Source organism: Streptomyces sp. NBC_00568, assembly GCF_026341855.1.
Lineage (GTDB): Bacteria > Actinomycetota > Actinomycetes > Streptomycetales > Streptomycetaceae > Streptomyces.
Genome location: NZ_JAPENW010000001.1, coordinates 1,465,003 through 1,483,937, shown reverse-complemented (window position 1 = coordinate 1,483,937; position 18,935 = coordinate 1,465,003). Strand labels below are relative to the sequence as shown.

Annotated in this window: 14 protein-coding genes and 1 pseudogene; 7 read left to right on the top strand and 8 right to left on the bottom strand. The window is 71.1% G+C overall.

From position 1 onward, the window contains the following. The 4 genes from OOK38_RS06150 to OOK38_RS06135 form a co-directional block, all read right to left on the bottom strand. The gene (locus OOK38_RS06150; RefSeq protein ID WP_266765858.1) at positions 1-855 is read right to left on the bottom strand and encodes a carbohydrate ABC transporter permease; all 855 of its coding nucleotides are present in this window, start codon (positions 853-855) and stop codon (positions 1-3) included. Positions 856-932: 77 nt separating this feature from the next. Further along, positions 933-2,303 (bottom strand): extracellular solute-binding protein, encoded by a 1,371-nt coding sequence (locus OOK38_RS06145; RefSeq protein ID WP_266765859.1) that lies wholly within the window; start codon positions 2,301-2,303, stop codon positions 933-935. Positions 2,304-2,468: 165 nt separating this feature from the next. Continuing rightward, a complete protein-coding gene (locus OOK38_RS06140; protein ID WP_266762920.1) occupies positions 2,469-3,146 on the bottom strand; it encodes a response regulator in 678 nt (225 codons plus the stop codon). Further along, the gene (locus tag OOK38_RS06135; protein WP_266762922.1) at positions 3,143-4,798 is read right to left on the bottom strand and encodes a sensor histidine kinase; all 1,656 of its coding nucleotides are present in this window, start codon (positions 4,796-4,798) and stop codon (positions 3,143-3,145) included. Before OOK38_RS06135 ends, OOK38_RS06140 begins: the two co-directional genes overlap by 4 nt. A gap of 192 nt (positions 4,799-4,990) precedes the next feature. Here OOK38_RS06135 and OOK38_RS06130 point away from each other — a divergent pair, with 192 nt between their 5' ends. Then, on the top strand, positions 4,991-6,400 hold the full coding sequence (locus tag OOK38_RS06130) for a cation:dicarboxylase symporter family transporter (RefSeq protein ID WP_266762923.1): 1,410 nt from the start codon (positions 4,991-4,993) through the stop codon (positions 6,398-6,400). Positions 6,401-6,832: 432 nt separating this feature from the next. Here the strand turns inward: OOK38_RS06130 and OOK38_RS06125 are convergent, their stop codons facing one another. After that, entirely contained in the window at positions 6,833-7,441 is a 609-nt protein-coding gene (locus tag OOK38_RS06125) for a TetR/AcrR family transcriptional regulator (RefSeq protein WP_266762925.1), read from the bottom strand. 214 nt (positions 7,442-7,655) lie between these two features. On the opposite strand from OOK38_RS06125, the pseudogene OOK38_RS06120 reads away from it, so the two are divergent. Together OOK38_RS06120 and OOK38_RS06115 are read left to right on the top strand one after the other, a co-directional pair. Then, positions 7,656-9,266: pseudogene (locus tag OOK38_RS06120) on the top strand (MFS transporter); the annotation flags it as partial. A gap of 531 nt (positions 9,267-9,797) precedes the next feature. Then, on the top strand, positions 9,798-10,562 hold the full coding sequence (locus OOK38_RS06115) for a DUF2127 domain-containing protein (RefSeq protein ID WP_266762927.1): 765 nt from the start codon (positions 9,798-9,800) through the stop codon (positions 10,560-10,562). Positions 10,563-10,583: 21 nt separating this feature from the next. On the opposite strand, the gene OOK38_RS06110 is transcribed toward OOK38_RS06115, so the two are convergent. Together OOK38_RS06110 and OOK38_RS06105 are read right to left on the bottom strand one after the other, a co-directional pair. Continuing rightward, positions 10,584-11,510 (bottom strand): aldo/keto reductase, encoded by a 927-nt coding sequence (locus OOK38_RS06110; protein ID WP_266762929.1) that lies wholly within the window; start codon positions 11,508-11,510, stop codon positions 10,584-10,586. A gap of 1 nt (position 11,511) precedes the next feature. Next, positions 11,512-12,414: an NAD-dependent epimerase/dehydratase family protein gene (locus tag OOK38_RS06105; protein ID WP_266762931.1), complete on the bottom strand. Its 903-nt coding sequence runs from the start codon at positions 12,412-12,414 to the stop codon at positions 11,512-11,514. A gap of 110 nt (positions 12,415-12,524) precedes the next feature. Here OOK38_RS06105 and OOK38_RS06100 point away from each other — a divergent pair, with 110 nt between their 5' ends. The 4 genes from OOK38_RS06100 (at position 12,525) to OOK38_RS06085 (ending at position 16,307) form a co-directional block, all read left to right on the top strand. Beyond that, a complete protein-coding gene (locus OOK38_RS06100; protein WP_266762933.1) occupies positions 12,525-13,046 on the top strand; it encodes an Lrp/AsnC family transcriptional regulator in 522 nt (173 codons plus the stop codon). A 56-nt stretch (positions 13,047-13,102) separates the two neighbouring features. Next, positions 13,103-13,531, top strand: a complete 429-nt coding sequence (locus OOK38_RS06095; RefSeq protein ID WP_266762934.1) for a MerR family transcriptional regulator — start codon at positions 13,103-13,105, stop codon at positions 13,529-13,531. Next, the gene (locus OOK38_RS06090; protein ID WP_323178783.1) at positions 13,504-13,860 is read left to right on the top strand and encodes a thioredoxin domain-containing protein; all 357 of its coding nucleotides are present in this window, start codon (positions 13,504-13,506) and stop codon (positions 13,858-13,860) included. Before OOK38_RS06095 ends, OOK38_RS06090 begins: the two co-directional genes overlap by 28 nt. A 119-nt stretch (positions 13,861-13,979) precedes the next feature. Next, positions 13,980-16,307 carry an AAA family ATPase gene (locus OOK38_RS06085; protein ID WP_266765861.1) on the top strand — a complete coding sequence of 776 codons (2,328 nt, stop codon included), beginning with the start codon at positions 13,980-13,982 and terminating at the stop codon, positions 16,305-16,307. A gap of 70 nt (positions 16,308-16,377) precedes the next feature. On the opposite strand, the gene glgB is transcribed toward OOK38_RS06085, so the two are convergent. After that, on the bottom strand, positions 16,378-18,930 hold the full coding sequence (gene glgB, locus OOK38_RS06080) for a 1,4-alpha-glucan branching enzyme (protein ID WP_266762936.1): 2,553 nt from the start codon (positions 18,928-18,930) through the stop codon (positions 16,378-16,380). Positions 18,931-18,935: the final 5 nt, after the last annotated feature.

The window sequence follows — 18,935 nt, the reverse complement described above, 5'->3', positions numbered from 1 at the left end:
TCACACCTCCGTCCGCAGCAGCCGCATGTACACCAGCGAGAACAGCGAGCCGACCACCAGGAGCAGCAGCGCCACCGCCGTCCCGTACCCGATCATGCTGTTCTGGAAGGCCTGTTCGTACATGAACAGGGGCAGGGTCTGGCTGCGGCCTCCCGGACCGCCCCGCGTCATCACCCAGATCAGCCCGAACACCGACAGCGTCTGCAGGGTGTTGAGCATCAGGTTGGTGCCGATCGAGCGGCGGATCATCGGCAGCGTGATGTGCCACATCCGCCGCCAGCCGCCCGCCCCGTCCACTTCCGCCGCCTCGGTGATCTCCTTCGGGATCTCGCCCAGCGCCGCCGAGTACACCAGCATCGAGAAGGCCGTGCCCCGCCACACGTTCGCGAACGACACCGCCAGGATCGGCAGCGTGAACATCCAGTTCTGGGAGGGGAGACGCAGCCATTCCAGGATGGCGTTCAGGGTCCCTTCGCGGCGGAAGAAGGCGTACAGCAGGAAGCCCGCGACGACCTCCGGCAGCACCCACGCCGTGATGACGACCGCGCCGACCAGGGTGCGCACCGGCTTCGACGCCCGCTGCATCAGCGCGGCCAGGGCGAGACCCAGGGTGTTCTGGCCGATCAGCGACGACAGCACCGTGAACACCAGCGTCAGCCATACGGCGTTGATGAAGGCGTCGTCCCTGAACGCCCTGCGGAAGTTGTCGAAGCCGACGAACGACGCGTGCGCCTGGCCCGTCAACTGGAGGTCGGTGAAGGCGATGTAGGCGCAGTAGACGATCGGGCCCGCGAGGAAGAGGAGCAGGAGGACGACGGCGGGGGCGAGGGGGAGGGTCCGCGTGAGAGAGCGCAGGAGGCCTCCCCGGCGCGGGGAGGCGGTCCTGGTCCTCGGCGCCCGGACCCGCGAGGACGCCGTCTTGGCGGTGACACTCACTTGCGGATCACCTTGTTGCCGGTGGCCGTCCTCAGTTCCTCGTCGTAGTCGGCGGCCGCCTTGTCGACGGAGCTGTCGCCCGTCGTCACGCTCTCCATCGCCTCCTGGATGGCGGTCGAGACCCTCGGGTACGCCGGGTAGGCGGGCCGGTAGTGCGTGCTGGCCACCAGGTCCGTGAAGAACTCGATGCCGGGCTGCGCCTTCACGTACGCCGGGTCGGCCGCGACGTCCTTGCGGACCGCGATACCGGAGTTGGCGATGTACCACTTCTGGGCGTTCGCCTTCGTCTGCATGGTCTTGACGAAGGTGAAGGCCAGGTCGGGGTTGGACGCCTTGGAGGGGATCGACCAGGTCCAGCCGCCGGACATGCTGACCTTGCCGGGGGCCTGGCCGTGCTGGGTGGGCATGGGGGCGAGACCGAGCTTCTGCGACCACTGGGGCCACTCGTGACCCGAGCCCTTCAGCCAGTCCTGCGGGAGCCAGCTGCCGTCGAGGTCGATGCCGAGCTTGCCCTCGGGCAGCAGCTCACCGCGGACACTGGTCGCGAAGTTCGGGTCGAGGGCGTCGGCGACGTCGGGGCCGAGCTTCTCCTTGTAGACCGTCTCCACGAAGGCGAGGGCGTCCTTGAAGCCCTGCCCGCCGGCGATCCACTTCTTGGACGCGGAGTCGTACAGCGGATCCGCCGTGCCGTCGCCGGTCCCGTACAGCAGCATCTCGAAGCCCTGCATGGTGGCGGCCTCGCCCGCGGGTTTGCCCGTGTACACGTTCAGGGGGGTGACGCCGGGCACCTTCTTCTTGATGGTGCGGGCGGCCGTGAGGACGTCGTCCCAGGTCTTCGGCCGCCAGTCGGCCGGCAGTCCCGCCTTGGCGAAGATGCCCTTGTCGAACCAGAGTCCGCGGGTGTCCGTCCCGTCCGGGACGCCGTACGTCTTCCCGTCCTGCGCCTTGGCCGCCGCCTTCGCGGTGTCGATGAACTGGCCCCAGTCGGACCACTTGTCCAGATACGGGTCGAGCGGCTTCAAGTACCCGCTCGTGATGTCCGAGTTGATGAGGAACGTGTCCTCGTAGACCAGGTCGGGCGCCGTCTTGGCCGACCTCAGCATCTGCTGGAGCTTGGTGTAGTACTCGGAGTCCGGGGCCTTGATCGGGACGAGTTCGACCTTCTTCCCCGGGTTCGCCTTCTCGAACTGCTTCTTCATCTCGCCCAGGTAGGTGTCCATCACCCGGACCGAGTTGTCCGTGGACTGCTTGAACGACACCTTCACGGTGTCCGGATCGCTTCCGGATCCGGAGCCGCACGCGGTGAGCGTGGTGGCCGTGAGCAGTGTCGCGAGGAGAAGTGGGGCGGCGGTGGGGCGCACGGGCAGGACCTCCTACGGACCGACATCGTTGTCGTTCGAGCCGAGTTGTCTGCCCGCCGAACGTTAGAGATGTGCGGATGTCAGGTCAATGACTGTGCAGCGGCTTTGAGTTGGGCGCCCTGACGGGGCTCCCGCGGCGAGCTGATCGAGGTCCTCTCAGCCCCTCGCGGGTCAGCCCTTCACCCAGCGGTACTGCAACTCCGGGCGCCCGACCGTCCCGTACTGCGGAGCGCGCGCCGCCCGGCCCGCCTCGACCAGGTGCTCCAGATAGCGCCGGGCGGTGATCCGGGAGATGCCGACGGCCTCGGCGACCTTGGCCGCCGTCAGGCCGTCGGCGCAGTCCCGGAGGGTGACGGTCACGCGTTCCAGGGTCGGCGCGCTCAGGCCCTTGGGCAGCGCGGCCGGTCCCGGAGCGCGCAGGGTCGCCAGCGCGCGGTCCACCTCGTCCTGGCCGCTCGCCTCGCCGGCCGCCGCGCGGAACTCGGCGTACCGGATCAGCCGGTCGCGCAGGGTGGCGAAGGTGAACGGCTTCAGCACGTACTGGACGACCCCGAGCGACACCCCCTCCCGTACCACCGCCAGGTCCCGCGCGGACGTCACGGCTATGACGTCCGCGTGATAGCCGGCGGCGCGCAGGGAGCGGGCGAGCTGGAGTCCGTGCACGTCCGGCAGATGCAGATCGAGCAGCAGCAGGTCCACCGGCGTACGGTCCAGCGCGCGGCGCGCCTCCGCACCCGTGCGGGCCTTGCCGACCGCCGTGAAGCCGGGTACCCGGCCGACGTACATGACGTGCGCGTCTGCGGCGACGGGGTCGTCCTCGACGACGAGCACGCGGATCGGATCGGTCATACGGCGCCTCCAGGCACAGCGGACTCGGACGGCGGGGCGGACCGGCCGGGCGGGACGGTCGAGGGCAACGGCAGGCGCACCTCGAACTCCGCCCCGCCGTCGACTCCTTCGCGGACCTCCAGCGTGCCCGCGTGACGGTTCACGGTCTGGCGGGCGAGGGCCAGACCGAGGCCGCGGCCGCCGGGGCCCGCCGGTTTCGTGGACCAGCCGCGCTGGAAGACCTGCTCCGCGTGGGCGGGGTCCACCCCGGAGCCGGTGTCGGCGACCCGCAGGACCAGGACGGATGCGTCGGTGAACGCCGTCACCGTGACCCGTGCGCCCGCCGTGCCCTGCGCCGCGTCCATCGCGTTGTCGATCAGATTGCCGAGGACGGTGACCAGGTCGCGCGCGGAGAGCGAGGCCGGGAGCAGACCGTCGTCGATGCCGCTGTCCTCGGAGACCACGAGTTCCACACCGCGCTCGTTCGCCTGCGCCGCCTTGCCCAGCAGCAGCGCGGCGAGGACCGGTTCGCTGACCGCGGAGATCACCTCGTCGGTGAGGGTCTGCGCCAGTTCCAGCTCCGCGGTGGCGAAGCCGACGGCCTCCTCGGCGCGGCCCAGCTCGATGAGGGAGACCATCGTGTGCAGGCGGTTCGCCGCCTCGTGCGCCTGCGAGCGCAGCGCCTGGGTGAAGCCGCGCTCCGAGTCCAGCTCGCCGGTCAGCGCCTGGAGTTCGGTCACATCGCGCAGGGTGACGACCGTGCCGCGGCGTTCGCCGCCGGACACCGGGGTGGTGTTCACGACCAGCACCCGCGCGTCCGTCAGATGGACCTCGTCCACACGGGGCTCCGCCGACAGCAGCGCGCCCGTCAGCGGCGCGGGCAGCCCGAGTTCGGCCACCGAACGGCCGACCACGTCGTCCGTGACGCCGAGCAGTTCCCGCCCGCCGTCGTTCATCAGGGCCACCCGGAACTGCCCGTCCAGCATCAGCAGCCCCTCGCGCACGGCGTGCAGCGCGGCCTGGTGGTAGTCGTGCATACGGCTCAGCTCGGCCGCGTTCATGCCGTGGGTGGAGCGGCGCAGCCGGGCGTTGATGACGTAGGTGCCGATACCGCCCAGCAGCAGCGCGCCCGCCGCGACCCCGATCAGGGCCGTCACCTGGTCCTGGACGCGTTTGGTGATCGCCTCGACCTTGATGCCGGCGCTGACCAGGCCGATGGTCCGGCCGTCGACCCGGATCGGGGTGACGGCGCGCACGGAGGGGCCGAGGCTGCCCGTGTACGTCTCCGTGAAGGACCTGCCCTCCAGAGCGGGGCCGATGTTCCCGAGGAAGTGCTTGCCTATCAGCTCCTCCTCGGGGTGCGTCCAGCGGATGCCCCGCGGATTCATGATCGTCACGAAGTCGACCCCGGTGTCCCGCTGCACCCGCAGGGCGTACGGCTGGAGGTCCTCGGTGGGGTTCGCGGTGCCGATGGCCTCGTGGACGGACGGGGCGTCCGCGACCGAGCGGGTGACCGCCATCGCCTGACGGCCGGCCGCCTCCTCGACCTGGCCGCGGTCGCTGATGTAGCTGAACAGCGCGTACCCGGCGACGAGGACCGCGATCAGTACCGCCTGCATGCCGAAGAGCTGGCCGGCGAGGCTGCGGGGTCGCGGGACACGGGGGAGGCGCATGCCGTTCAGTGTGCCTCCCCCGGGCGGGAGCTCTTCCGGGGGTGCGTGAACTCAATGAACGGAAGGGTGACCGCCCTCACACGCCGGGAGATAGTCCCCTCATCCCCGGGAGCCCACGCCTCCCGGATCCCCCGGGACGCGAGCCGCACTCCGGGGTTCCGCCGGACGTGAGCCGCACGCCGGATGATGCCGATGACGTCGTCAAGGAGGGCAGCCGTGGCCAGCACGCCGCAAACGGCACCTGCCGCACCCGCCGCCAAGCGGGACCGCACGCACTATCTGTACATCGCCGTGATCGGCGCCGTGATCCTCGGTATCGCCGTGGGTCTGATCGCCCCCGACTTCGCGGTCGAGCTGAAGCCCATCGGTACGGGCTTCGTGAACCTGATCAAGATGATGATCTCCCCGATCATCTTCTGCACGATCGTGCTGGGCATCGGCTCGGTCCGCAAGGCCGCCAAGGTCGGAGCCGTCGGCGGTATCGCGCTCGGCTACTTCCTGGTGATGTCGCTGGTCGCGCTGGCGATCGGCCTGGTCGTCGGAAACATCCTGGAGCCGGGCAGCAGCCTGGCGATGACCGACGCGGTCAAGGAGGCCGGTCAGGGGCAGGTGTCGGCGGAGGCGCTGCCGCCGGTCGACTTCGTGCTCTCGATCATCCCGACCACGATGGTCTCGGCGTTCACCGAGGGCCAGGTCCTGCAGACCCTGCTCGTCGCGCTGCTCACCGGGTTCGCGCTCCAGGCCATGGGGTCGGCCGGGCAGCCGGTCCTGCGCGGGGTGGAGCACATCCAGCGGCTCGTCTTCCGGGTCCTCGCCATGGTCATGTGGGCGGCCCCGCTCGGTGCCTTCGGTGCCATCGCCGCCGTCACCGGTTCCGCCGGCCTGGACGCGCTCAAGAGCCTCGCCGTGCTGATGCTCGGCTTCTACGTCACCTGCTTCCTCTTCGTCTTCGTCGTGCTCGGCACGCTGCTGCGCGTGGTGACGGGCCTGAACATCCTGACGTTCCTGAAGTACCTGGGCCGGGAGTTCCTGCTGATCCTGTCCACCTCCTCCTCCGAGTCCGCCCTGCCGCGGCTCATCGCGAAGATGGAGCACCTGGGCGTCGGTAAGCCCGTGGTCGGCATCACCGTCCCGACCGGCTACTCCTTCAACCTCGACGGCACGATGATCTACATGACGATGGCCTCGCTCTACATCGCCGACGCGATGGGCACGCCGATGTCGATCGGGGAGCAGATCCCGCTCCTGCTCTTCCTCCTCGTCGCGTCCAAGGGCGCGGCGGGCGTCAGCGGTGCGGGCCTCGCCACCCTGGCCGGCGGCCTCCAGTCGCACAAGCCCGCCCTGGTGGACGGCGTCGGCCTCATCGTCGGCATCGACCGCTTCATGAGTGAGGCGCGCGCCCTGACGAACTTCGCGGGCAACGCCGTGGCCACGGTCCTGATCGGCACCTGGACGAAGGAGATCGACCGGGAGCGGGTGGCCAAGGTCCTCGCCGGACAGCTGCCCTTCGACGAGAAGACCCTGCTGGACGACGCCGACACCGCCGACGTCCACGCGGACGTGCCGGAACAGGGCGGCGAGAAGGAGCCGGTGAAGGCGTAGGAGCGTCGGCCCCGTGTGGGGCCGGCGGTGCGGCGGGCACCGGATGCGCGGTGCGTACGGTACGCGGAGCGGGTCCTTGAGGTCGCCGAGCTGATCCCGCCGGGGCGCGTCATGACGTGCGGAGACGTCGCCGAATGGCACCGGCTCCCTGCGGCCGGGCGGCGCTCGGTTCCTGCGGCCGGACGGCGGCCCGTGCCCTGCGGCCGGACGACGCCCGTTCCTTCGCCGGGCGAAGCTCCCTTCCCGCCCCGCAGGGCGCTCGCTTCGCGCGTCGGACGAAGCTCGCTTCCTTCGCCGGACGCGCTCGCTTTCTGCGGCCGCGTGACGCACCCCCCCGAGACGCCGGGCGGTCGGGCTTCCCCCACGGGCCTGGCCGTCCGGTGCACCGCTGAAGGCGACCGGGTTCGCGGAGGCCCTGACCCCTCCGGGGACTCAGTTGCTCAGCTTCGCCACCAGTGCGGTGGCGTGCGAGGCGGGTACGCCCGCCGCGGTCAGCATGGTGACCGCGGCGGAGCGGCCCGCCTCCTCCGCTGCCAGGAGCCCGTCGTTCACCGCCTCCATCAGGGCGAACAGGGTCTGCTCGTGCACGTACGCCAGTGCCCGCGGGGGCAGCGGGGACGCGAAGACGCCCTGTTCGAGGCCGCGCCGAAGGATCTCCGCGCAGGCCTCCCGGACCGGTGTGAGGCGCTCGCGGATGCCCTGCATGGTGACGCTGCGCTGGGCGAGGGCGACCAGCAGCCGGTAACGGTCGGCGATCTCCCAGACGGCGAGGGTCGAGCGGGCCAGGGACTCGGCCGGGTCCGCGACCCCTGCGCGGCCCGCCGCGTGCGCCGCCGCGACCGCCGCCACGGCCTCGTCGGTCAGGGTGCCGATCAGTGCCTCGCGGCTGGGGAAGTGCCCGTACACCGTGCGCCGTACGACCCCCGCCGCTCGGGCGATCTGGTCCATGGACGCGTCGGGATCGCGCAGCAGTTCGGCGAGTGCGACGTCGAGGATGCGGCGGCGGTTCACATCGGCGCGGCTCGGGCTACCCGTGGTCATGGCTGCCATTCTGCCCGCCCCTCGGGCGGCCACCCGTCCCGCGGTCATGGGCCTCCACCTCCCTCGTCATGGGTCTCCACCTCTCCACCTCCTGCATTTGCACAGCGCTGTGCAATCTCGTACATTGCACAGGGTTGTGCAATTGCACTCCGTTGTGCAAGTTCTGGTGCGGACGGATCTCCGTACCCGTCGATCGAGGAAGGCGGCCGCAGCCATGCGTCTCGTCATGAACGAGCCGGTCGAGAGGATGGACCGGCCCTACGCCCGGCGCTGGTGGGCGCTGCTGGTGCTCTGCCTGAGCCTGCTGATCATCGTCATGGCGAACACCGCCCTCACGGTCGCGGCTCCCGACATGACCCAGGACCTCGGCCTGTCCAGCGCCGACCTGCAATGGGTCATCGACGGATACACCGTCCCGTACGCCGCGCTGATGCTGCTGCTCGGCGCCATCGGCGACAAGTACAGCCGCCGCGGCGCGCTCATCCTCGGACTCGTCGTCTTCGGCGGCGGCGCGGTCGCCGGATCGCTCGTCGACAGCTCCACCGGGGTCATCGCGGCCCGCGCCGTCATGGGCGTCGGTGCCGCGCTGATCATGCCGGCCACGCTCTCCCTGCTCGCCGCGACCTTCCCGCGCGCCGAACGGGCCAAGGCGATCGTCCTGTGGACCGCCACCGCCGGCCTTGCGATCGCCGCCGGGCCGCTGGTCGCGGGCGCCCTCCTGGAGCACCACGGCTGGTCGTCCACGTTCCTGATCAACGTGCCGATCGCCGCCCTCGCCATCGTCGGCACGCTCGTCCTCGTACCGCCGTCCAAGGCCGCGCACCACAACCGCATCGACTACGTCGGCGGGCTGCTCTCCGTCGTCTGGATCGGCTCGCTGGTCTACATGATCATCGAAGGCCCGCACTTCGGGTGGGGCGCGAAGGCCGTGACCGCCGCGGTGGCCGCCGGCGCCGGACTGGTCCTCTTCGTCCTGTGGGAGCTGCGCCACCCGCGCCCGGTCGTCGACGTACGACGCTTCGCCCACCGTCGCTTCGCCGGTTCGAACCTCGCCGTCGCCCTCTTCTTCCTGGCCGTCTTCGGCGCCTTCTACTACCTCACCCAGCACCTCCAGTTCGTCCTCGGCTACGACGCGCTGGACACCGGCGTACGGATGCTGCCGCTCGCCGGCGCCGTCTTCGTGGGCTCGGCGCTCACCGGGTACCTCACCCCGCGCATCGGCATGAAGTTCACGGTGACCGCGGGCATGGTCGGCGGCACGGTGGCGCTGGCGCTCCTCACCCGGGTGGACGCCTCCTCGGCGTACGGCGACCTCGTCCTGCCCCTCGTCATCCTCGGCCTCGCCATCGGGCTCGCGCTCTCGCCCTGCACGGACGCCATCATGGGCGCGTTCCCCGAGGCCGAACTGGGCGTCGGCGGCGCGGTCAACGACACCTCGCTGGAGCTCGGCGGCTCGCTCGGCATCGCCATCCTCGGCTCGGTGCTGGCCGGTTCGTACTCCTCGCACCTGGCGGACGCGACCGCGGGCAGCAAGCTCCCGGCGGGCGCCCTGACCACGGCCCAGGACTCGGTGGGCGCCGGATACGCCGTCGCCCAGGGCATCGGCGACAAGGCCCGCGCGCTCGGCGAACAGGCCGCGCAGACGGCGAACGCCGAGCAGGCGGCCCAGTTGAAGGCGCAGGCCGGTCAACTCGCCGACGGAGCACGGCAGATGGCGGACGCGGTCGGTTCGTCCTTCTCGGACGCGGTGGCACACACCAGCCTCGTCGGAGCGGTGATCCTGGGGGTGGGCACGGTGCTGGTGGCCGTGCTGCTGCCGCGCAAGGGGCGCACGGAGTCCGAGGCCGCGGCCGAGCGCGAATCGGAGAACGGCGCCGCGAAGCGGGCCGGCGGCGAGGCCGAGGGCCGGACCCGTGATCAGTCCGGCAGCGGGACCGGGGATGAGACCGGGGCCGGGACCGGTGGCGAGACCGGGGCCGGTGCCGATACCGGGACCAGGGCCGAGACCGGGGCCGGGACCAGGACTGGGGCCGAGACCGAGACCGAGACCGAGACCGGGACCGGGGCCGAAGGTGGCGCCGGGGCGGGGGCGGAAGGCGCTGCCGGTACGGGGACGCGCGCCGCGGTCGGTGCGGACGCCCCGGTGGACGCCGAGGTGTCGTCGGAGGAGACCGTGTCCGCGGGAAAGACGACCCGCTGACCCCTGACCCACCCCGCCGCCCGGCCGCTCGGCCGGGCGGCGTCCAGGCCGCCCGGAACCGTGACCCGCGGGCCGCCGTCTCGTAGAACATGTGCACTACCGTGCCGTGCCGGACCGACCGGCACGGCACGACACGTTCTGCGGAGGACACCGAGCATGAAGATCGACTGGGACCGGCGTACGTGCGCCCGGCGCGGCCATGTGACGTACGCGCCCGACGAGCGGGTGCTGCGGGAGCGGCTGCGCGCCGAGACGGGTCTCGGCGAGGCCTGGCGCTGTCTGCGCTGCGGCGACTTCGCGCTGGGCGATCCGCACGGCACGGGCCCCGCCGGCGAAGCGCCGCTCGTGCCCCGCGGCAAGGTGCTCCGCGATCTGTTCATCCTGCGCTTCCTGGCGATCGAGCGGGCTGTGCGCGGGGTGTTCATCGTGCTGGTCGCGGCCGCCGTGTGGAAGTTCAGCAACAGCCAGGACGCGGTGCGCCGCCTCTTCGACGAATACCTCGACGTCCTCCGCCCCGTCTTCCGGCACTTCCACTACGACCTCGACCACTCGCCCGTGGTCGGCACCATCCAGAAGACCTTCGGCTACAAGCACTCCACGCTGCTGCTGGTCGCCGTCCTGCTGCTGGTGTACGCGCTGATCGAGATCGTCGAGGCGGTCGGGCTCTGGTACGCCAAGCGCTGGGCGGAGTACCTCACGGTCGTCGCCACCGCGGCGTTCCTTCCGCTGGAGATCTACGAACTCACCGAGCACATCAGCTGGTTGAAGATCGCCACGCTGGTCCTGAATATTCTCGCCGTCCTCTACATCGCCCTCACCAAGCGGCTGTTCGGCCTGCGTGGCGGGCACAAGGCGTTCGAGGCGGAGCGGCAGAGCGCGTCGCTCCTGGAGGTGGAGGAGTCGGCCGGGGTCCTGGTGTGACCCTTCTGGCCGACGCCCGGCTCAGGGGCCGGTGAGGGGCGGACGCCGGTGGTCCGTCGCCGTGTCCAGGCGGGCCAGGTCCGCCGCGCTCAGCAGCAGGTCAGCGGCCCCCGCCGAGTCCCGGGCGGTCTCCGGGCGGCTGGCGCCCGGGATCGGGATCACGGTGGGGGAGCGGGCCGACAGCCAGGCGAGAGCGACCTGTTGAGGGCTCACGCCCTGCTCCCGGGCCACCGCGTGGAACGCTTCGAGCCCCTCCCGGGGACCGTCCGCGGAGCCGGTGCCGGACGGGCCGTCCAGGGAACTGCGGGAGATGCCGCCCAGCGGACTCCACGGCAGGAAGGCGAGACCCAGCTCGGCGCAGAGGAGCAGTTCGGCGTCGCTGTCCCGTACCGCGGGGGAGTACCGGTTCTGGACGGAGACCAGACGGTCGCCGAGGATCGCGTGGGCCCGGCGGATCTGGTCGGCGGTGGTGTTGGAGACGCCGGCCAGCCGGATCGTGCCCGCGTCGAGAAGGTCGCGCAGGGCGCCGACCGAGTCCTCGAAGGGGACGGCGGGGTCGGGCTTGTGCAGCTGATAGAGCCCGATCGCCTCCAGGCCCAGCCGCTTCAGCGAGGCCTCGGCCGCCGTCTTGAGGTGCCCCGGGGAGCCGTCGACGGTCCAGGTGCCGTCGGCCGGCCTGCCGCGGCCGCCCTTGGTGGTCACCAGGACGCCAGCGGTGTCGCCGCCGTAGGTCGCCAGGGCGCGGGCAACGAGCCGTTCGTTGTGGCCGGGCTCGTCGCCGGGCAGATGGTAGGAGTCCGCCGTGTCGAGGAGCGTGACGCCCGCGTCGAGGGCGGCGTGCACCGTGGCCAGCGCCCGCGCCTCGTCCGGACGGCCCTCGATGGACAGCGGCATCACGCCGAGCCCCACGGCACTCACGCGCAGCCCGCCAAGTGTGCGGTGACGCATGTCAGTCGTCCTTTCCGAGGGTCTCGGCCACGGCGCGCGGCAGCCACGTCCGGGCGTCACCGAAGGAGAAACCGAGCCGGGTGGCCCGGGAGTTGTCCATGCCGTAGGAACGGCTGAAGGAGAAGGGGGAGACCTCACCCACGTCGACGGCCCGCAGGAGCGTCCTGCCGTCCGGGAGGTGCGCGGTGATCGCCTCGCACAGCTCTTCCGTGGTCAGGGTCCCGTGGGAGGCCGCGTTGACCGGGCCGGTGAAGTCCTCGCCCACCGTCCAGAACAGGAAGTCGGCGATCTCCTCGACGTGGATGTACGTCGCCGGGTGGTTCACCGGGGGCACGGCGATCGGCTCGCCGGCGCGGATACGGTCGGCGTAGTGCTGCACACGCCCGGTGAAGTCGTCGTCCCCGCCCAGCACATGGGCGACACGCACGGCCACGTACGGGAGGCCGGGCTCGGCCGCGAACACCGCCTCGGCCTGCCGCTTGCCCTCCCCGTAGTGCGCGTCGAGGAACTCCGTGTCGTCCCAAGGGAGGCCGGGATCGACGGCGACCGTACGAGCATCCACGGCTCCCTCGCCGACCGGCGCCGCCGCGTCCTCGTACTCGTACACCTCGACGGTGGACGTCATCACATACCGGCGGGTGCGCCCCGCGAAGGCCCGGCGCGCGATCTCCGCCTGCCGCGGTGAGTAGCAGACCTGGTCGACGACGACGTCGAAGGTCCGTGAACCCAGCGCCTTTTCCAGCGAGTTCTCGTCATTGCGGTCGGCGATCAGATGAATGGTCCCGGCGGGCGGCGCCGACGAGCCGCGATTGATGACGGTGACCCGGTCCCCCGCGGCCGTCAACCGGTCGATGAGACGCTTTCCGAAATACCGGTTTCCGCCGATCACGCAGATCTCTCGCACATCGCCCTCCCCTATTCCCGCGCACCCGCCACCGATCACCGGGCGTTCACGGTTCCTCGGCCTGTGGTCATAATTCTCCCGTCGCAAGGGACAGGTCTGAAGGGGGAGACATGGGAGATCCGGCCGTCGCACCGAAAGAACCACGGCAGCCGCGCGCCGTCTCCGGCGAAACGCCGGTGGCCTTCGACGCGCTGGACCGGCAGATCCTGGAGCTGCTCCAGAGCGACGGCCGCATCAAGCTCAGCGAGCTGGGCCGCCGGGTCCGGCTGAGCCCGGCGGCGGTGGCGGAGCGGGTGCGGCGGCTGGAGACGACGGGCGCGATCACCGGCTACGGCGCCCGGGTGTCGGCACCCCGTCTCGGCTACGGCATCCAGGCCTTCATCCGCGTCAATCCGCACGGCGGCTACACGCTCAAGCACCCGCGGACCCTGGAACTGCTGGCCCGCCCCGAGATCACCGAGGTCCACCACGTCGTCGGCGAGGACTGCTGGATCCTCAAGGTCGCCGTCGAGGACACGATCCATCTGGAGGACGTCCTGGAGCAGACCTCCGCGCTGGGGCGGACGACGACATCGATCGTGCTGTCGTCTCCGGTGGAGCGGAAGCCGCTGCTGCCGCGCACCGTCCGCTGAACCGGCCGGCCGCGGACGCTTGCCTTGACGTCGGCGTCAAGGATTACCGTCGAGGCATGCGAATCGGCGAGCTGGCGGAACGAGCCGGGACGACCACGCGGACTCTGCGCTACTACGAGTCGCGGGGGCTGCTGCCCGCGCGGCGGGGCGAGAACGGGTACCGGACGTACGACGAGCACGACCTGCGGCTGCTGCGGCAGATCAGGACGTTGCAGGACTTCGGGTTCGACCTGGAGGAGACACGGCCCTTCGTGGAGTGTCTGCGGGCCGGGCATCCCGAGGGCGACTCGTGCCCGGCGTCCCTCGACGTCTACCGCCGCAAGCTCGGCGAGCTCGACGGGCTGATCGACGAGCTGCGGTCGGTGCGCGCGCAGGTCGGCGAGCAGCTGGCGCGGGCCGAACGGGCGCGCGACGAGCTGGCGGCCGACGCGGAGGTTCCGGGCGGTCCGGAACCCGTATGCGAACTGGGAGGGCGGACGCGGTGATCAAGGCGGCAGGTGTGGCCGAGGTGACGGACGCGGACTTCGGAGCGGAGGTGATCGGGGCGGATCTGCCCGTGCTGGTGGAGTTCACGGCCGACTGGTGCCCGCCGTGCCGGCAGATGGGGCCGGTGCTCAGCGAGCTGGCCTTCGAGGAGGCCGACCGATTCAAGGTGGTCCAGCTGGACGTGGACACCAATCCGGAGACGACGCTGGCGTACGGCGTGCTCTCGATGCCGACGTTCATGGTTTTCCGCGACGGTGAGCCCGTGAAGTCGATGGTGGGCGCGCGGCCCAAGCGTCGGCTGCTCCAGGAGCTGTCCGACGTGCTCTGATCCCACCCGGCATACAAAAATCCCCTGGGCAATTGCGCCCGGGGGATTTCTTTGCGTATATTCGATGATTCGCGACTTCGAGGGGATCGAGTCGCAAAGAAGTTCAGTAGGCAGAGTATATCTGGGCGGGAGCGGAATTGTCAAACAAGGGATCGCACACAGAATTCCCCGACGATGAACTGCGGAGCGAGCAGGAATTCATCGACGGGTTGTACACGCGGGTGGACGCCCTGCGCGGTGTCACCGAGGCCTCTGTCGAGGATGCGCTCGCCCAGGGCAACACACCCATGCAGGCACGGCTCGAACGGGACGTCCTGGTCGCCGAACGCTCGGGGCTGCTGGCCGCGCTGAACGCCGTGGACGGGTCGCTCTGCTTCGGCCGTATCGATCTGGCCCCGGTGGAATCCCCCGCGGAAGGGGCACCCTCCGCCGGTCTCACCCACCACATCGGCCGGATCGGCATCCGCGCCGACGACACCGAGCGCACCCCGATCCTCGTCGACTGGCGGGCCCCGGTCGCCCGCCCCTTCTACCTGGCCACCGGCCACACCCCGATGGGCCTGCGCCGTCGCCGGCACATCACCACCGAGGGCCGGCACGTCACCGCCCTGCACGACGAGATCCTCGACCTCGGTGACCGCGAACGCACCGGTCACGAGGACCCGACCGGCGACGCCGTGCTGCTCGCCGCGCTCAACTCGGCCCGCACCGGCCGGATGGGCGACATCGTGCAGACCATCCAGGCCGAACAGGACCGGATCATCCGCGCGCCGCACCGGGGCATCATGGTCGTCGAAGGCGGCCCCGGCACCGGCAAGACCGCCGTCGCCCTGCACCGCGCCGCGTATCTGCTGTACGAACACCGGGAACTGCTCGCCAAGCGGGCCGTCCTGATCGTCGGCCCGAACCCGGCCTTCCTCGGCTACATCGGCGAGGTGCTGCCCTCGCTCGGCGAGACCGGTGTGCTGCTCTCGACCGTCGGCGAACTCTTCCCCGGCGTCCACGCCACGGCACTCGACACGCCCGAGGCGGCCGCCGTGAAGGGGCGCGCCGAGATGGCCGAGGTCCTCGCCGAGGTCGTCCGTGACCGCCAGGCCCTTCCCGACCCGGTGATCGCGATCGAGCACGACCGGGACATCCTGATGCTCGACGCGGGCCTCGTCCAGGTCGCCCGGGACCGCACCCGCGCGGCCGACCTGCCCCACAACGTCGCCCGCGAGCACTTCGAGGGCCACATCCTCAACACCCTCACCGACATGCTCGCCGAACGCATCGGCACGGACCCCTTCGACGGCTCCAACCTCCTCGACCCGAGCGACATCACCCAGATCCGCGACGAACTCGCCGAGAACCCCGAAGTCTGGTCCGCCGTAGACCAGTTGTGGCCGAGGCTGACCCCGCAGCGACTGGTCGCAGACTTCCTGGCGGACCCGCGGGGCTACCTACCGGACGAGGACGCGGCGGTCGTCCGCCGCCCGCTGACCCGAGCCGGGGACTGGACCGGCGCGGACGTGCCCCTCCTCGACGAGGCCGCCGAACTGCTGGGCGAGGACGACCGGGTCGCCCGGGCGCTCGCCGACCAGGAACGCCACACCCAGATCGCGTACGCGCAGGGAGTGCTGGACGTCTCCTACGCCTCGCGGACGTACGAGTTCGAGGACAAGGACGAGGAGGACTCCGAGATCCTGTCCGCGCACAACATCATCGACGCCGAGCGGATGGCCGAACGGCACGAGGAGGACGATCACCGCAGCGCCGCCGAGCGCGCCGCCGCCGACCGCACGTGGGCCTTCGGTCACATCATCGTCGACGAGGCGCAGGAGCTGTCGCCGATGGCGTGGCGGCTGCTGATGCGCCGCACCCCGACGCGTTCCATGACGCTCGTCGGCGACCCCGCGCAGACGGCGGAGGCGGCGGGGGTCGGATCGTGGGAGGAGATCCTCTCCCCGTACGTCGAGGACCGCTGGGAGCACACACGGCTCGGCGTCAACTACCGCACCCCGTCCGAGATCATGGACGTCGCCGCCGGTGTGGTGCGGGCCGAGCGCCCCGGCTTCGAGCCGCCGCGCTCCGTCCGCTCCACCGGGGTGCGCCCCTGGGCGCGGGACGCCGGGGACGACCTGCCCGGCACGGTCGCCAAGGCCGTCGCCGAGCTGACCCCGGCCGAGGGGCGGCTCGCGGTCATCGCGCCGCGTGCCCTGCACGGCGCGCTCGCCGCCCGGCTGGACGGGGTGACGGCGGGCCAGGAGCCGGACCTCACCCGCACGGTGGTGCTCCTCGACCCCCGGCAGGCCAAGGGGCTGGAATTCGACTCCGTGCTGGTGGTCGAGCCCGCGTCGTACGGGACCAGCGACCTGTACGTGGCGCTGACCCGGGCCACCCAGACCCTGGGACTCGTGCACACCGGGGAACTGCCCGCGTCGCTGCGGGGCGCCGGGCTGGAGTGACGGGGTCCCGCCGACCCGGCCTTCCCCGTGGTTCAGCCCCGGGAAGGCCGGGACCCTGCGTGGACAGGCGCTAGGCGGGGCGCAGCCACACCGTCGCGAGCGGCGGCAGGGTCAGCTGGATGCTGGCCGGACGGCCGTGCCAGCCCTGGGGTTCCGGTTTGACGGGGTCGGGGTTGGTGATGTCGCCGCCGCCGTAGCGGAGGTTGTCGGTGTTGAGGATCTCGTGCCAGGCGGGGATGTCCTCGGGGACGCCGAGGCGGTAGTTGTGCCGGACGGCGGGGGAGAAGTGGGAGACGGCGAGCAGGGGGGTGCCGTCGGCGGCGTGGCGCAGGAACGCGAAGACGTTGTCGTCGGCGGAGTCCCCGGTGATCCAGGCGAAGCCGGCGGGGTCGGTGTCGCGTTCCCAGAGCGCGGCTTCGTGCCGGTAGGTGGTGTTGAGGTCGCGGACGAGGTCGCGGACGCCGCGGTGGTCGGGTTCGGCGCCGTAGGCGGGGTCGAGGAGCCACCAGTCCGGGCCGTGGGCCTCCGACCATTCGGCGCCCTGGGCGAACTCCTGGCCCATGAAGAGGAGTTGTTTACCGGGGTGGGCCCACATGAAGGCGAGGTAGGCGCGCAGGTTGGCGCGCTGCTGCCACCAGTCGCCGGGCATCTTGGAGACCAGTGAGCGTTTGCCGTGCACGACCTCGTCGTGGGAGATCGGCAGGACGTAGTTCTCGCTGTAGGCGTACACCATCGAGAACGTCATCTCGTCGTGGTGGTACTTGCGGTGGACCGGCTCGTGGGACACGTAGTCCAGCGAGTCGTGCATCCACCCCATGTTCCACTTCAGCCCGAAACCCAGACCGCCGAAGCCTCCGGGACCGATGTGATGAGTGGCCCGGGTGACGCCGTCCCAGGCGGTGGACTCCTCGGCGATGGTGACGACGCCGGGGTTGCGGCGGTAGACGGTGGCGTTCATCTCCTGGAGGAACGCGACGGCGTCGAGGTTCTCCCGGCCCCCGTGTTCGTTGGGGACCCACTGGCCGGGTTCGCGGGAGTAGTCGAGGTAGAGCATGGAGGCGACGGCGTCGACGCGCAGGCCGTCGATGTGGAACTCCTCGCACCAGTAGGTGGCGTTGGCGACGAGGAAGTTGCGGACCTCGCGGCGGCCGTAGTCGAACTCGAGGGTGCCCCAGTCGGGGTGGTCGGCGCGGAGCGGGTCGGCGTGCTCATACAGGGGGCGTCCATCGAATTCGGCGAGGGCCCAGTCGTCGCGGGGGAAGTGGGCGGGGACCCAGTCCATGAGGACGCCGACGCCGGCCCGGTGGAGCGCGTCGACGAGGTGCTTGAAGTCGTCGGGCGTGCCCAGGCGCGCGGTCGGGGCGTAGAAGCCGGTGACCTGGTATCCCCAGGAGCCCCCGAAGGGGTGCTCGGCGACCGGCATCAGCTCGACGTGGGTGAAGCCGAGGTCGGAGACGTAGGCGGGGAGCTGGTCGGCAAGCTGACGGTAGGTCAGGCCGGGTCGCCAGGACGGCAGATGGACCTCGTACACCGAGAACGGCGCCTCGTGGGCGGGCCGGGCGGCCCTCTTCGCCATCCAGTCCGCGTCCTGCCACACATGGTGGGAGGCGTGGACGATCGAGGACGTGCTGGGCGGAGCCTCGGTACGGCGGGCCATCGGATCGGCGCGCTGCGTGCGGGAACCGTCGGGCCGCGTGATGTCGAACTTGTAGAGCTCGCCCTCGCCTATCGCGGGCACGAACAGCTCCCACACCCCTGAGGAGCCGAGCGACCGCATCGGATATCCCGTGCTGTCCCAGAAGTTGAAGGTGCCGGCCAGCCGGACACCCAGCGCGTTGGGGGCCCACACGGTGAAGCGCGTTCCGGCGACGCCCTGTCGCTCCATCGGTTCGGCGCCGAGCGCCCGCCACAGCTCCTCGTGCCGGCCCTCACCGAGCAGATGCAGGTCCAAGTCACCGAGCGTCGGCAGGAAGCGGTAGGCGTCCTCGGTCTCCAGCACCTTCCCCTCGTACGCCACGAGCAGCCGGTACGACTCCGGGACCGCGCGCAGCGGCAGCAGCCCGGAGAAGAAGCCGTCCCCGTCGTCGCGCAGTTCGGCACGCAGGTCGTCCGTGACGACGGTGACCCCGAGCGCGTACGGGCGGAAGGCCCGGAAGGCGACGCCGCCCGGCACCGGATGGGCGCCCAGCACTCCGTGCGGATCGTGGTGCGTACCGTCGAGCAGCCGCTGCCGGTCCGCCGGGCCGACACCGGCGAAGACGGGAGCCTCGAAGCCGGCGGGGGGACTGCTCTCGGCCGGTGCGGGACCTGTCCCGGTCGGTACGGGACTGCTCCCGGTCGGTACGGGACCGTTCCCGGACGGTATGGGATTCTCGCCGACCGCGGGAGCGTTCTCGCCGACGGCGGGCTCCGGGATCTTCGCCACGGCCGTCACCGCCTTCCTCGTGGCCTTCTTCGGGGCCTTCTTCGCGGCGGACTTCTTGCCGGCCGTGGTCTTCTCGGCCGCCGGTTTCCCCTCGGCCGCCTTCTTGACCGCTGCCTTCTCGGCCGGCGTCTTCTTGGCGGCGGCCGGATTCTTCGCGCCGTTCTTCTTCGGACTGTCGGACGGGGGGCGGGGCGTCACGGGCA

Coding starts and splice junctions, on each gene's coding strand:
- OOK38_RS06115 (WP_266762927.1), top strand. CDS start 9,798: ATGAAGATCGACTGGGACCGGCGTACGTGCGCCCGGCGCGGCCATGTG.
- OOK38_RS06135 (WP_266762922.1), bottom strand. CDS start 4,798: ATGCGCCTCCCCCGTGTCCCGCGACCCCGCAGCCTCGCCGGCCAGCTC.
- OOK38_RS06100 (WP_266762933.1), top strand. CDS start 12,525: ATGGGAGATCCGGCCGTCGCACCGAAAGAACCACGGCAGCCGCGCGCC.
- OOK38_RS06110 (WP_266762929.1), bottom strand. CDS start 11,510: ATGCGTCACCGCACACTTGGCGGGCTGCGCGTGAGTGCCGTGGGGCTC.
- OOK38_RS06090 (WP_323178783.1), top strand. CDS start 13,504: ATGCGAACTGGGAGGGCGGACGCGGTGATCAAGGCGGCAGGTGTGGCC.
- OOK38_RS06140 (WP_266762920.1), bottom strand. CDS start 3,146: ATGACCGATCCGATCCGCGTGCTCGTCGTCGAGGACGACCCCGTCGCC.
- OOK38_RS06095 (WP_266762934.1), top strand. CDS start 13,103: ATGCGAATCGGCGAGCTGGCGGAACGAGCCGGGACGACCACGCGGACT.
- OOK38_RS06130 (WP_266762923.1), top strand. CDS start 4,991: ATGACGTCGTCAAGGAGGGCAGCCGTGGCCAGCACGCCGCAAACGGCA.
- OOK38_RS06125 (WP_266762925.1), bottom strand. CDS start 7,441: ATGACCACGGGTAGCCCGAGCCGCGCCGATGTGAACCGCCGCCGCATC.